Genomic DNA, 12,879 nt, shown 5'->3' on the forward strand with positions numbered 1-12,879 from the left:
GTGTGGCGAAATGTTTCTGCAAAACTTCCCTCTCCCGTGGGAGAGGGTCAGGGTGAGGGCATCAGGCCGCACCGTGCGCGCAGCCATGCCGGGAGGCGGCGTTGCCTTACCCGGCCTACCCGTCGGAGCAGCTTACTGACTAAACGGTGACGCCGCCGGCACGCGGGCCTGGGATACAGCCAGCCCCAGCTGCCATACGGCCATCGCATAGTGAGTGCTGTGGTTATAGCGGGTAATGGCGTAGAAGTTCGGCAGGCCGTACCAGTACTGATAGCCCGTTCCGACATCCAGACGCAGCAGGCTCGCCTGTTGCGCATTACCCAGCGGCTGCGTTGGCGTTAAGCCTGCCGCGGTCAGCTGCGAAATGCTGTAGTTGGTTTTGAAGCCATTTTCCAGCCCCGGCGCCTGACCGTTCGCCTGCACCGCCACCTGGCCGCCCGGCACCCAGCCGTGCGCTTTGAAGTAGTTCGCCACGCTGCCGATGGCATCCACCGGATCCCACAGGTTGATGTGACCATCTCCGTTAAAGTCGACGGCATACTGTTTATAGGACGACGGCATAAACTGGCCGTAGCCCATCGCGCCGGCAAACGACCCTTTCAGATCGAGCGGATCGTCCTGCTCGTTGCGCGCCATCAGCAGGAAGGTTTCCAGCTCGGAAGAGAAATACTCCGCGCGGCGCGGGTAGTTAAAGGAGAGCGTCGCCAGCGCATCCAGGATGCGGGTTTTACCCATCACGCGGCCCCAGCGGGTTTCCACGCCAATAATCCCGACAATGATTTCAGGCGGTACGCCGTACACCTGCCACGCGCGGTTGAGCGCATCTTCATACTGATTCCAGAACACCACGCCGTTTTGCACGTTGTCCGGGGTAATAAACTGTTTGCGATAGCGCAGCCACGCTCCGTTTGGCCCGCTCGGCACCTGGGCCGTCGGCGCCTGCCTGTCCATCAGGCGCAGCACGTAGTCCAGACGCTTGGCCTGAGACAAAATTTCGTGCAGCTGCTGTCTGTCAAAGCCGTGTTTGCTCACCATTTTATCGATGAACTGCTCGGCCGCCGGGTTATTCGCGAAGTCGCCGCCCATCTGCATCATATTGTGCTGCGGCTCCAGCAGGAATCCTCCGGAAGGCGCACCCGCCGTTTGCTGAACGGCTTCGGTCTTAGGTTTGCTACTACAGGCAGACAGCAGAATAAGCGCAGGCAACAGCGCTGCATAACGACGCTTGAACATGAGACATCCATTTAACGGGTTCGATAAGAACCCAGTATGGTAAAGCATCCGCAACACCTCAAGGAAGCGGTACGCACCTCCCCCACGCAAATCCGCGCTTTTTTACACCGAAAATCATTCACCACGTCAATTAACTTTCAAAATAATCCATTTTTCTTTCATTGTGAGATCTAACTAACACTTTAAAACCTTTCAAAGTGATTATTATTAGCCGCAGATAGACAAAAACAAACGCCCCACAGGAGAGAAGAATGATAGAAACCATCACCCACGGCGCCGAGTGGTTCATCGGGCTGTTTCAGAAAGGCGGAGAAGTGTTCACCGGCATGGTGACCGGGATCCTGCCCCTGCTGATCAGCCTGCTGGTGATCATGAACGCGCTGATCAACTTTATTGGCCAGCAGCGTATTGAACGCTTCGCCCAGCGCTGTGCCGGGAATCCGCTGTCCCGCTACCTGATACTGCCCTTTATCGGCACCTTCGTGTTCTGCAACCCGATGACCTTAAGCCTCGGTCGCTTCATGCCGGAAAAGTACAAGCCGAGCTATTACGCCGCCGCCTCCTACAGCTGCCATTCGATGAACGGCCTGTTCCCGCACATCAACCCCGGCGAGCTGTTTGTGTATCTCGGGATCGCCAGCGGTCTCACCACGATTGGCCTGCCGCTCGGCCCGCTGGCGGTGAGCTACCTGCTGGTCGGCCTGGTCACCAACTTTTTCCGCGGCTGGGTGACGGACCTCACCACCGCCATTTTTGAGAAAAAAATGGGCATCCAGCTTGAACAGAAAGTTCATCTTTCAGGAGCCACAGCATGAACCGGATCCGCATTGAGAAAGGCACGGGCGGCTGGGGCGGCCCGCTGGAGTTCGACGCCACCGAAGGCAAAAAGATTGTTTACATCACCGCGGGGACGCGCCCGGCGATCGTCGACAGGCTGCGCGAGCTAACCGGCTGGGAAGCGGTCGACGGCTTCAAGGAAGGGGAACCGCCGGAAGCGGAAATCGGCGTGGCGGTGATCGACTGCGGCGGCACGCTGCGCTGCGGCATCTATCCGAAGCGCCGCATTCCGACGGTAAATATTCACTCCACCGGAAAATCCGGCCCGCTGGCGCAGTACATTCTTGAAGACATTTATGTCTCAGGCGTGAAGGAGGACAACATCACGCTGGTGAATGGCAACCCCGCGCCGCAAAAAGCGGCCCCGCGCGAGTACGACACCAGCAAGAAAATCACCGAGCAGAGCGACGGCCTGCTGGCGAAGGTCGGGATGGGCATGGGTTCCGCCGTGGCGGTGCTGTTCCAGTCCGGGCGCGACACCATCGACACTGTGCTGAAGACCATTCTGCCGTTTATGGCGTTCGTCTCGGCGCTGATCGGCATCATTATGGCCTCCGGCCTGGGCGACTGGATTGCCCACGGCCTCGCCCCGCTCGCCAGCCACCCGCTCGGGCTGGTAACGCTGGCGCTGATCTGCTCCTTCCCGCTGCTGTCGCCGTTCCTCGGCCCGGGCGCGGTGATTGCCCAGGTCATCGGCGTGCTGATTGGCGTGCAGATTGGTCTGGGGAACATCCCTCCGCACCTCGCCCTGCCCGCCCTGTTTGCCATTAACGCCCAGGCGGCGTGCGATTTCATCCCCGTGGGGCTGTCGCTGGCGGAAGCGCGCCAGGACACCGTGCGCGTGGGCGTGCCGTCCGTGCTGGTCAGCCGCTTCCTGACGGGCGCGCCGACTGTGCTGATTGCCTGGTTTGTCTCCGGCTTTATTTATCAATAAGAGGTTCCTGCGATGACCGTGATTTACCAGACCACCATTACCCGCATCGGCCAGAGCGCGGCCGACGCGCTGAGCGACCAGATGCTAATCACCTTCCGCGAAGGGGCGCCTGCGGATATCGAAGAGTTTTGCTTTATCCACTGCCACGGCGAGCTGAAGGGCGAGCTGAAGGCAGGAAGCCAGCTGGAGCTGGGCGAGGCGCGCTATGCCGTCACCGCCGTCGGCGACGTCGCTGAACAAAACCTGCGCGAGCTGGGCCACATCACCCTGCGTTTCGACGGCCAGCCGCAGGCGGAGTATCCCGGCACGGTTCACGTTGATGGTCCGGTTCCGCAGGCTGTCACCCCAGGCTGCACGTTAAAATTTGTTGCGTAATTAAGGAGAAACACATGAGTCAGGTTGCCGTTGTCATTGGTGGAGGACAAACCTTAGGCGAGTTCCTCTGCCGTGGGCTTGCCGCTGAGGGCTATCGCGTGGCGGTAGTGGACATTCAGAGTGAAAAAGCCGCCCGCGTGGCGGACACCATTAACACCGAGTTTGGCGAAGGGATGGCGTACGGGTTTGGTGCCGACGCCACCAGCGAGCAGAGCGTGATGGCGCTGGCCCGCGGCGTGGACGAGATTTTTGGACGCACCGACCTGCTGGTCTACAGCGCGGGGATTGCGAAAGCGGCCTTTATCAGCGATTTCGAACTGGGGGATTTTGACCGCTCGCTGCAGGTGAATCTGGTGGGCTATTTCCTCTGCGCCCGCGAGTTTTCCCGTCTGATGATCCGCGACGGCATTCAGGGGCGCATCATTCAGATCAACTCAAAATCAGGGAAAGTGGGCAGCAAGCATAACTCCGGCTACAGCGCGGCGAAGTTTGGCGGCGTGGGGCTGACGCAGTCTCTGGCGCTGGATCTGGCCGAATACGGCATTACCGTGCATTCGCTGATGCTGGGCAACCTGCTGAAATCGCCGATGTTCCAGTCCCTGCTGCCGCAGTACGCCACCAAGCTTGGCATCAAAGCGGAAGAGGTGGAGCAGTACTACATCGATAAAGTGCCGCTGAAGCGCGGGTGCGACTATCAGGACGTGCTGAACATGCTGCTGTTTTACGCCAGCCCGAAAGCCTCGTACTGCACCGGGCAGTCGATTAACGTCACCGGTGGGCAGGTCATGTTCTGATCGAGCGGCCTGATGCCCTCACCCTAACCCTCTCCCACAGGGAGAGGGAATACAATAAGGAGCCGATATGGTCACCGCACTCATCACCGTTGCCGCCCTCGCCTGGCTCTGCCAGATGGCGTTCGGCGGCTGGCAAATCCACCAGTTTAACCGCGCGTTTGATGCCCTGTGTCAGAAAGGTCGCGTCGGAGTCGGACGTTCCGGCGGACGCTTCAAACCGCGGGTCGTCGTGGCTATTGCGCTGGATGAAAACAATAACGTCTGCGATTCACTGCTCATGCGCGGCATGACCGTCTTTGCCCGTCCGGTGAAAATCCAGGCAATTAACGGCATTTCGTTGCAGGAATTGCAGCCTGATGTGATCTTTCCCCATGATCCACTCTGTCAGAATGCACTATCATTAGCGCTTAATCTGAAACATGGATAATTTCGTTGTGAAAGCTATAGACTTGCGAAATTATCATTTCGCAACCTAAGGAACGAAGCGCCTATGAAACCTCGTCAGCGGCAGGCGGCCATTCTCGAACATCTGCAAAAGCAGGGAAAATGTTCGGTAGAGGATCTGGCCCACTACTTTGACACCACCGGCACGACAATACGCAAGGACCTGGTATTGCTCGAAAACTCTGGCGCCGTCATTCGAACCTACGGCGGCGTGGTGCTCAATAAGGATGAAGCGGACCCGCCTATCGATCACAAAACGCTGATCAACACCCACCAGAAAGCGCTGATTGCCGAAGCGGCGGTGAAATTTATCCACGATGGTGACTCCATTATCCTTGACGCCGGCAGCACCGTCCTGCAGATGATCCCGCTGCTCAGCCGCTTTAACAACATCACGGTGATGACCAACAGCCTGCACATCGTCAACGCCCTGTCGGAGAACGACTGCGAGCAGACCATCCTGATGCCCGGCGGCACCTTCCGCAAAAAATCCGCCTCATTTCACGGCCAGCTGGCGGAGAACGCCTTCGACCACTTCAGCTTTGATAAACTGTTCATGGGCACCGACGGCATCGACCTGAACGCGGGGGTTACGACGTTCAACGAGGTGTTCAGCGTCAGTAAAGCCATGTGCAACGCCGCGCGGGAAGTAATTTTGATGGCAGACTCGTCGAAGTTTGGCCGCAAAAGCCCCAACATCGTCTGTAGCCTGGAAAGCGTTGATAAGCTGATTACCGACGCGGGTATCGACCCGGCGTTCAGGAAAGCGCTGGAAGAGAAAGGAATCGACGTGATCGTAACCGGAGAAAGAGATGAGTGATTTTCTGTTAGAAACGGGCCGCCAGACGCTGATGCTGGAACTGCAGGAAGCCAGCCGCCTGCCGGAACGTCTGGGCGAGGATTTTGTCCGTGCCGCCAACACTATTATCCACTGCGAAGGCAAAGTGATCGTGGCAGGCATCGGTAAATCCGGCCATATCGGCAAAAAGATTGCTGCGACGCTCGCCAGCACCGGCACCCCGGCGTTCTTCGTGCATCCTGCAGAGGCGCTGCACGGCGATCTGGGGATGATAGAAAGCCGCGACGTAATGCTGTTTATCTCCTACTCCGGTTCGGCCAAAGAGCTGGACCTCATCATTCCACGTCTGCAGGAAAAATCGGTCGCCCTGCTGGCGATGACCGGGAAATCCCGCTCGCCGCTGGCGCTGGCCGCCAAAGCGACGCTGGATATTTCCGTTGAGCGTGAAGCCTGTCCGATGCACCTCGCCCCGACGTCCAGCACCGTCAACACGCTGATGATGGGCGACGCGCTGGCGATGGCGGTAATGCAGGCGCGCGGCTTTAACGAAGAAGATTTCGCCCGTTCGCATCCGGCGGGGGCGCTCGGCGCACGCCTGCTCAACAAGGTTCACCACCTGATGCGCACCGACGATGCTATTCCGCAGGTCAAACTCGATACCAGCGTCATGGACGCGATGCTGGAGCTGAGCCGCACCGGCCTGGGGCTGGTAGCGGTGTGCGATGACGACGGGTACGTCAAAGGCGTGTTCACCGACGGCGACCTGCGCCGCTGGCTGGTGGGCGGCGGCAAGCTGGAAACCAAAGTGTCGGACGCCATGACACAGGGCGGGCTGACGCTGAACGCCGAGAGCCGCGCCATTGAAGCCAAAGAGGTGCTGATGAAGCGCAAAATCACCGCCGCGCCGGTGGTGGATGACGCCGGCAGACTGTGCGGTGCCATCAACCTGCAGGATTTCTATCAGGCCGGGATTATCTAACCCTTCAGTCCGAGACGCTTCGCCAGCCGGTGCAGGTTGGCGACGTCCATCTCCAGCGCCCGGGCGCACGCCGCCCAGTTACGGTTATTCTGCTCCAGCGCGCGGGTAATCCTCTGACGCTGAAACGCCTCCGTGGCTTCACGCAGATTTTCATTCGCTATCTCTGGCGCCGCCTGCACGACAGCCGGTGCGGTTTCATCCTGCAGCGCAAAATGCCGCGCGTGGATCACCACTTCGTCACCCGAACGCGTCGCCCGCGCCAGCACCACCGCACGGTGGATCGCATGCTCCAGCTCGCGCACGTTGCCCGGCCAGCCGTAGCTCAACAGATGCGCCCTCGCCCCCGGGCTCAGCACCACGCGGGAAAGCCCCATCCTGAGACGGCACTGCTCGCAGAAATAGCCCGCCAGCAGCACCACGTCGTCCCCGCGCTCGCGCAGCGGCGGCACGGTAAGTGGGAACACGCTCAGGCGGTGGAACAGGTCGGCGCGGAACTGCCCGGCCAGCACCGCTTCACGCAGGTCACGGTTGGTCGCCGCCAGCACGCGAACGTCCACTCTGTGACTGCGATCATCCCCCACGCGCTGGATGTCGCCGTACTGCAACACGCGCAGCAGCTTGGCCTGTAACGAAAGGGACAGCTCGCCAATTTCATCCAGAAACAGCGTGCCGTTATCGGCCATTTCAAACTTGCCGCTGCGGTTGCTGATGGCCCCGGTAAACGCTCCCTTAACGTGACCAAACAGTTCGCTTTCCGCCACGCTCTCCGGCAGCGCGGCGCAGTTGAGGTACACCAGCGGGTTAATCGCGCGCGGCGAGGCTTCGTGAATGGATTTCGCCACCAGCTCCTTGCCGGTGCCGGTCTCCCCGAAGATCAGCACGTTCAAATCGGACGCGGCAACAATCTCAATCTCTTTTTTGAGCTGCGCCATGCCCGGCGAGAGGCCAATCATCTCTGTGTGCGTTATCTGCTCAAACGCCGCCGGGCTGCCGGGAAGAATATTCTGGCTCTCCAGCTGTTCAATCAGCAGCGCGTTGTTAAGCGCCCCGGCGGCCAGCGCCGCAATGAGGCGCAACTCTTCATCGCTGAAAGTATCGAACTGGTCCGGCGACATGCCGTCGAGGGTCAGCGCCCCAATCAGGTTTTGCCCGGCAAACAGCGGCAGGCCGATACAGGCGTGCACCTTCAGGCTCTCCTGGCCGGGAATAAGCCCGTCGTACGGATCGGGCAAGTCGCTGTCCGCCGGGAAGCGCACCACGTCACCCGCGCGGGCGATAGTTTCCAGACGCGGATGGCCTTCAAGGGCAAAGCGCCGTCCGAGCACATCCTTCGCCAGGCCGTCGATCGCCAGGGGAATAAACTGCCGTCCTTCGTAGCGCAGCAGCGCCGAAGCGTCGCACGCCAGCACGTGGCGCAGCGTGGAGATCAACCGCTGAAAGCGGTCCTGATGGCCAATACCGGTTTGCAGCTCAATGGCGATCTTCGCCAGCACGTCTACGGAAAAGCTCATGTCTGCCTCGCTGTCATTTTGACAATGCATATTGTCATAGTGACACTGTTTTGAATAGTCATAATGACTACCAATTACGGATCATAAAAAAATTAATTAAGTAAAATCAATAAATTAAAAGTTGGCACGCAACTTGATATAAGCAAACCATCTTATTTGAAAATGCTGTATTACGTAGAGGTTGCTATGTCTATTCTGGTTAAAAATAACATTCATTGGGTCGGTCAACGTGACTGGGAAGTGCGTGATTTCCACGGGACGGAATATAAAACGCTGCGCGGCAGCAGCTACAACAGCTATCTCATCCGCGAAGGAAAAAACGTGCTGATCGATACCGTCGATCACAAGTTCAGCCGCGAGTTCGTGCAGAACCTGCGCAGCGAAATCGATCTCGACACCATCGATTACATCATCATCAACCACGCGGAAGAAGATCACGCCGGTGCGCTGACCGAGCTGATGTCTTACATCCCGAACACACCTATCTACTGCACCACCAACGCCATCGACTCGATCAACGGCCACCACCACCATCCGGAGTGGAACTTCCACATCGTGAAAACCGGCGACGCGCTGGATATCGGTAATGGCAAGCAGCTGATCTTCGTGGAAACCCCGATGCTGCACTGGCCGGACAGCATGATGACCTACATGACCGGTGACGCGGTGCTGTTCAGCAACGACGCCTTCGGCCAGCACTACTGCGACGAACGTTTGTTTAATGACGAAGTGGATCAGACAGAGCTGTTCGAGCAGTGCCAGCGGTACTATGCCAACATCCTGACGCCGTTCAGCCGCCTGGTCACGCCGAAAATCACCGAAATCCTCGGCTTCAACCTGCCGGTGGAGATGATTGCCACCTCCCACGGCGTGGTGTGGCGTGAAAACCCCACCCAGATCGTCGAGCTGTACCTGAAGTGGGCGGCGGACTATCAGGAAGACCGCATCACTATTTTCTACGACACCATGTCCAACAACACCCGCATGATGGCGGACGCCATTGCCCAGGGCATCAACGAAGTGGACCCGAACGTGGCGGTGAAAATCTTCAATGTGGCGCGCAGCGATAAGAATGAGGTGTTAACCAACGTGTTCCGCTCTAAGGGCGTGCTGGTGGGCACCTCCACCATGAACAACGTGATGATGCCGAAAATTGCCGGTCTGGTAGAAGAGATGACCGGCCTGCGCTTCCGTAACAAACGCGCCAGCGCCTTTGGCTCCCACGGCTGGAGCGGCGGCGCGGTAGACCGTCTCTCCACCCGCTTACAGGATGCGGGCTTTGAGATGTCCATGAGCCTGAAGGCCAAGTGGCGCCCGGATATCGACGCCCTGGAGATCTGTCGCCAGCACGGTCGCGACATTGCCCGTCAGTGGGCGCTCGCTCCGCTGCCGGAAGTGGCGGCAAAAGCACCCGAACAGCAGGAAGCCTGCGCCTGTGCCGCCGCGGCAGCCGCCGATCTCGGCCCGCGCATGCAGTGCAGCGTCTGCCAGTGGATTTACGATCCTGACCTGGGCGAACCGCTGCAGGATGTTGCCCCGGGCACGCCGTGGCGCAACGTGCCGGACAATTTCCTCTGCCCGGAATGTTCCCTCGGTAAGGACGTCTTTGACGAACTGGGTACGGAGGCAAAATGAGCAACGGTATCGTCATCATCGGCTCGGGCTTTGCCGCCCGTCAGCTGGTGAAAAACATCCGCAAGCAGGATGCCAGCGTGCCGCTGACGGTGATTGCCGCCGACAGCATGGACGAGTACAACAAACCTGATTTAAGCCACGTTATTAGCCAGAATCAGCGCGCCCAAGACCTCACCCGCCAGACGGCGGGGGAGTTCGCGGAACAGTTCAACCTGCGTCTGTTTCCGTACACCTGGGTCACCGATATCGACGCCGCCGCACACGTGGTGAAAGCGAAGGAGAAAACCTGGCAGTACGACAGGCTGGTGCTGGCCACGGGTGCCTCTGCTTTCGTGCCGCCGATTGAGGGCCGCGAGCTGATGCTCACCCTCAACAGCCAACAGGCGTATCAGGCCAGCGAAACGGCGCTTCGCGACGCACAGCGGGTAATGATTGTCGGCGGGGGGCTGATCGGCACCGAGCTGGCGATGGATTTCTGCCGGGCGGGCAAATCGGTGACCCTGGTCGACCATGCGGCGAGCATTCTGTCGGCGCTGATGCCCGCAGAAGTAAGCAGTCGCTTACAGCATCGTCTGACCGACATGGGGGTGCATCTGCTGCTGAAATCGCAGCTGCAAAGCCTGCGCAAAACCGAAGGCGGTATTCGTGCCACGCTCGACCGCAGCCGCAGCGTTGAGGTGGATGTGGTTATCGCGGCGACGGGCCTGCGCCCGGAAACTGCGCTGGCGCATCGTGCAGGCGCCGAAACAGGCCGTGGCGTGAAGGTAAATAGCTACCTTCAAACCACGCAGCCCGATATTTACGCGTTAGGCGACTGCGCTGAAATCAACGGTCAGGTGCTGCCTTTCCTGCAGCCGATACAGCTGAGCGCCATGTATCTGGCGAAAAACCTGCTCGGCGGCAGCGCACCGCTGAAACTCCCCGCCATGCTGGTGAAGGTTAAAACGCCAGAGTTACCGTTGCATCTTGCGGGGGAGACGCAGCGCATGGATCTGAGCTGGCAGATTGCCATTGAACCTCACGGAATGGTTGCACGCGGCTCTGACGCCGAAGGTCAGGTACGCGCCTTTGTGGTTAGCGAAGATCGGATGAAGGAGGCTTTCGCTCTGCTGAAATCGCTGCCCGCGTAACCCGTAATCTCTTGCCACGCTCACTTAACCATTGGATTATATTATCCGTAGCCCCGATGTCCCGGGGCCTTTTTTTTGCGAATTCTATTCAGGACATAAATACAAATAAGATAAATCAACACCATTAATCCCTTAACCATTACATCCATCAATATTTAAATACGGAACACCTGATAAACACCAGCCTGTTTTATTCCCTGTTTTCGGCTTATCCTAAAAATAGACCCATTAGCCGGAGACATCCCATGACCACCTTTAGCAAAGAACTCAACTACCTTTCCGCCTATTTTAAACAGGCTAAAAAATCAGAACATATTTTGTTTCGCTGGCTCTACCTCAGCCCGGAGGCGCGCATAGAGCGCCTGAGAGAACTGATGATGCCGGTGAGTAAACGTGATAACTGAAGCACGACCAGTTTAAAACCGGAACAAATTAGTTACTTCATCATTGTTTATGCCGTGAACAATTCGCTAATAAAATATAATAAAAATTAATTTATTCCGCATCACATTTTTATTACAGGGACTTTCGCATTAAAATAAAAGGTGTTATTTTTCGTCGTGAATTAAGTCCTTTTTGGAATCCACTCTCATGAACGCATTTAGTTATCTGCAACGTCTGGGTAAAGCCCTGATGTTGCCAATCGCCACCCTGCCCGTTGCAGCGATATTATTACGCCTCGGGCAGCCTGATGTTTTTAATATTCCGTTTATAGCCAGCGCCGGTGGCGGTATCTTTGACAGTCTACCCTTGTTGTTTGCCTTAGGGATCGCCATTGGTCTGGCAAAAGACAACGCCGGTGCTGCAGCCCTCGCAGGGGCGGTGGGTTTCCTGGTGCTTACCAAAGCCACGGCCGTCATAAACTCATCCATTAACATGTCCTTCTTCGCCGGGATCATTGCCGGTGTCGTCGCGGGTCACTGCTATAACCGTTTCTCAAATACCAAACTTCCGGACTTTCTCGCCTTCTTTGCGGGCAAACGCCTGGTGCCGATCGTAACCGGGCTTATTTGCCTGTTCATCGCCTGGATTTGCGGGTATGTCTGGCCTTCCGTGCAGCACGGTATTGATACCTTCAGCCTGTTTGTCTCCCGCAGCGGCGAACCGGGATGGTTTATTTATGGTGTCCTGAACCGCGCGCTAATCCCCTTCGGTTTGCATTACATTCTGCACTCCGTCTTCTGGTTTAGCCTCGGCGACTGCCTGAAAGTGACTTACGATGCCGCCAGCGCGGTACACAATATCTGTCTGGCCCCTGACGTGGTAAAAGGGCTGGTGGTTGGCGGTGCTGTACCGGGTATTGACGGTTCCAGCATCACGCAGATTGCAACCGACCTGACCCGTGGCGACCTTAACCGCTTCTTTGCCGGTGACCCGCATGCAGGCGTTTACATGGCCTGGGCTTACCCGATCTTTATGGGAGGCCTGCCGGGTGCTGCGCTGGCGATGTATTTCGCCGCACCGAAAGCACGTCGCGCTACCGTAGGGGGGATGCTGCTTTCCGTGGCTCTGACCGCTTTCCTGACCGGCATTACCGAGCCCATCGAGTTCTCCTTCCTGTTCCTTGCCCCTGCTCTGTATGCGCTGCATGCGGTACTGGCGGGCGTGAGCATGGTGATCACCAACAGCCTCGGCGTACTGCACGGTTTTGGTTTCTCTGCCGGGCTTATCGACTTCGTTCTCAACTGGGGACTGGCTACTAAGCCGTGGATCCTGATCCCACTGATCGTGCTGTTCTTCGCGATCTACTTTGTCGTATTCACCTTCGCGATCCGCTTCTTTAAGCTGAAAACGCCGGGCCGCGAAGACGACGAGGCTGTAGCGGGTAACTCTGACGATCAAAGCGAAGCCATCGCACAATACATCGCGGCACTGGGTGGCAAAGACAACCTCAGGATTGTCGATGCCTGCATTACCCGCCTGCGCCTGACGCTCGTTGATAACAGCGTGCTGGATGAGCCCGTGCTGAAATCGCTAGGCGCGAAAGGTATTCTCAAAATGGGTACGCAGAATGCGCAGGTTATTCTGGGCCCGCAGGCAGAAAGCATTGCGCTAAAGATTCGGGCACAGCTTGAAATCTGACGCTGCATAATCCGGTTCCCTCTCCGCCCTGGAGGGGGAACAAAACCGGAACACTTTATCAATCCAGACCTTAATTATTCCGCAAAAAAACCTACACTCTCACCATCCACCTTTTATCCTGGGTAC

General features: G+C 57.7%; 13 protein-coding genes. 11 read left to right on the plus strand and 2 right to left on the minus strand.

Features of this window, described 5'->3' with window-relative positions; genetic code table 11:
* Nucleotides 1-132: 132 nt before the first annotated feature.
* Nucleotides 133-1,233: a lytic murein transglycosylase B gene (mltB, locus tag AC0TNG_RS03280; protein WP_193745671.1), complete on the minus strand. Its 1,101-nt coding sequence runs from the start codon at nt 1,231-1,233 to the stop codon at nt 133-135.
* Nucleotides 1,234-1,484: 251 nt separating this feature from the next.
* Here mltB and srlA point away from each other — a divergent pair, with 251 nt between their 5' ends.
* The 7 genes from srlA to gutQ all read left to right on the plus strand — a co-directional run bounded on the left by srlA (nt 1,485) and on the right by gutQ (nt 6,395).
* Complete coding sequence (gene srlA, locus AC0TNG_RS03285; RefSeq protein WP_367896893.1) at nt 1,485-2,048, plus strand: PTS glucitol/sorbitol transporter subunit IIC; 564 nt, start codon at nt 1,485-1,487, stop codon at nt 2,046-2,048.
* Nucleotides 2,045-3,004 carry a PTS glucitol/sorbitol transporter subunit IIB gene (gene srlE, locus AC0TNG_RS03290; protein WP_024907704.1) on the plus strand — a complete coding sequence of 320 codons (960 nt, stop codon included), beginning with the start codon at nt 2,045-2,047 and terminating at the stop codon, nt 3,002-3,004. The genes srlA and srlE overlap by 4 nt, the downstream gene beginning before the upstream one ends.
* A gap of 12 nt (nt 3,005-3,016) precedes the next feature.
* Nucleotides 3,017-3,379 carry a PTS glucitol/sorbitol transporter subunit IIA gene (srlB, locus tag AC0TNG_RS03295; protein WP_024907705.1) on the plus strand — a complete coding sequence of 121 codons (363 nt, stop codon included), beginning with the start codon at nt 3,017-3,019 and terminating at the stop codon, nt 3,377-3,379.
* A gap of 14 nt (nt 3,380-3,393) precedes the next feature.
* Complete coding sequence (gene srlD / locus AC0TNG_RS03300; RefSeq protein ID WP_023294411.1) at nt 3,394-4,173, plus strand: sorbitol-6-phosphate dehydrogenase; 780 nt, start codon at nt 3,394-3,396, stop codon at nt 4,171-4,173.
* A gap of 67 nt (nt 4,174-4,240) precedes the next feature.
* A complete protein-coding gene (gutM, locus tag AC0TNG_RS03305; protein ID WP_032648019.1) occupies nt 4,241-4,600 on the plus strand; it encodes a transcriptional regulator GutM in 360 nt (119 codons plus the stop codon).
* Nucleotides 4,601-4,663: 63 nt separating this feature from the next.
* A complete protein-coding gene (srlR, locus tag AC0TNG_RS03310; RefSeq protein WP_024907708.1) occupies nt 4,664-5,437 on the plus strand; it encodes a glucitol operon DNA-binding transcriptional repressor SrlR in 774 nt (257 codons plus the stop codon).
* Complete coding sequence (gutQ, locus tag AC0TNG_RS03315; RefSeq protein ID WP_024907709.1) at nt 5,430-6,395, plus strand: arabinose-5-phosphate isomerase GutQ; 966 nt, start codon at nt 5,430-5,432, stop codon at nt 6,393-6,395. Before srlR ends, gutQ begins: the two co-directional genes overlap by 8 nt.
* Here gutQ and norR read toward each other — a convergent pair.
* Nucleotides 6,392-7,906 carry a nitric oxide reductase transcriptional regulator NorR gene (gene norR / locus AC0TNG_RS03320; RefSeq protein ID WP_248272326.1) on the minus strand — a complete coding sequence of 505 codons (1,515 nt, stop codon included), beginning with the start codon at nt 7,904-7,906 and terminating at the stop codon, nt 6,392-6,394. The two genes, gutQ and norR, sit on opposite strands and share 4 nt — an antisense overlap.
* 186 nt (nt 7,907-8,092) lie before the next feature.
* Between norR and norV the strand changes: the two genes are divergently transcribed.
* The 4 genes from norV to nagE all read left to right on the plus strand — a co-directional run bounded on the left by norV (nt 8,093) and on the right by nagE (nt 12,753).
* Nucleotides 8,093-9,541, plus strand: coding sequence for an anaerobic nitric oxide reductase flavorubredoxin (gene norV, locus AC0TNG_RS03325; RefSeq protein WP_473702238.1), 1,449 nt, complete (start codon nt 8,093-8,095; stop codon nt 9,539-9,541).
* Complete coding sequence (gene norW / locus AC0TNG_RS03330) at nt 9,538-10,671, plus strand: NADH:flavorubredoxin reductase NorW (protein WP_473702237.1); 1,134 nt, start codon at nt 9,538-9,540, stop codon at nt 10,669-10,671. Before norV ends, norW begins: the two co-directional genes overlap by 4 nt.
* A gap of 245 nt (nt 10,672-10,916) precedes the next feature.
* Nucleotides 10,917-11,075: a hypothetical protein gene (locus AC0TNG_RS03335; protein WP_162837374.1), complete on the plus strand. Its 159-nt coding sequence runs from the start codon at nt 10,917-10,919 to the stop codon at nt 11,073-11,075.
* A gap of 187 nt (nt 11,076-11,262) precedes the next feature.
* Nucleotides 11,263-12,753: an N-acetylglucosamine-specific PTS transporter subunit IIBC gene (nagE, locus tag AC0TNG_RS03340; protein WP_032648026.1), complete on the plus strand. Its 1,491-nt coding sequence runs from the start codon at nt 11,263-11,265 to the stop codon at nt 12,751-12,753.
* The last annotated feature ends 126 nt before the right edge of the window (nt 12,754-12,879 follow it).

This window comes from Enterobacter sp. PL_is514, assembly GCF_055816715.1.

What these genes read in the sequence shown, in the direction of transcription:
- norV (WP_473702238.1), top strand. Translation starts at nt 8,093, where the DNA reads ATGTCTATTCTGGTTAAAAATAACATTCATTGGGTCGGTCAACGTGAC.
- srlE (WP_024907704.1), top strand. Translation starts at nt 2,045, where the DNA reads ATGAACCGGATCCGCATTGAGAAAGGCACGGGCGGCTGGGGCGGCCCG.
- srlR (WP_024907708.1), top strand. Translation starts at nt 4,664, where the DNA reads ATGAAACCTCGTCAGCGGCAGGCGGCCATTCTCGAACATCTGCAAAAG.
- norW (WP_473702237.1), top strand. Translation starts at nt 9,538, where the DNA reads ATGAGCAACGGTATCGTCATCATCGGCTCGGGCTTTGCCGCCCGTCAG.
- AC0TNG_RS03335 (WP_162837374.1), top strand. Translation starts at nt 10,917, where the DNA reads ATGACCACCTTTAGCAAAGAACTCAACTACCTTTCCGCCTATTTTAAA.
- gutQ (WP_024907709.1), top strand. Translation starts at nt 5,430, where the DNA reads ATGAGTGATTTTCTGTTAGAAACGGGCCGCCAGACGCTGATGCTGGAA.
- gutM (WP_032648019.1), top strand. Translation starts at nt 4,241, where the DNA reads ATGGTCACCGCACTCATCACCGTTGCCGCCCTCGCCTGGCTCTGCCAG.
- srlD (WP_023294411.1), top strand. Translation starts at nt 3,394, where the DNA reads ATGAGTCAGGTTGCCGTTGTCATTGGTGGAGGACAAACCTTAGGCGAG.
- nagE (WP_032648026.1), top strand. Translation starts at nt 11,263, where the DNA reads ATGAACGCATTTAGTTATCTGCAACGTCTGGGTAAAGCCCTGATGTTG.
- srlB (WP_024907705.1), top strand. Translation starts at nt 3,017, where the DNA reads ATGACCGTGATTTACCAGACCACCATTACCCGCATCGGCCAGAGCGCG.
- norR (WP_248272326.1), bottom strand. Translation starts at nt 7,906, where the DNA reads ATGAGCTTTTCCGTAGACGTGCTGGCGAAGATCGCCATTGAGCTGCAA.
- srlA (WP_367896893.1), top strand. Translation starts at nt 1,485, where the DNA reads ATGATAGAAACCATCACCCACGGCGCCGAGTGGTTCATCGGGCTGTTT.
- mltB (WP_193745671.1), bottom strand. Translation starts at nt 1,233, where the DNA reads ATGTTCAAGCGTCGTTATGCAGCGCTGTTGCCTGCGCTTATTCTGCTG.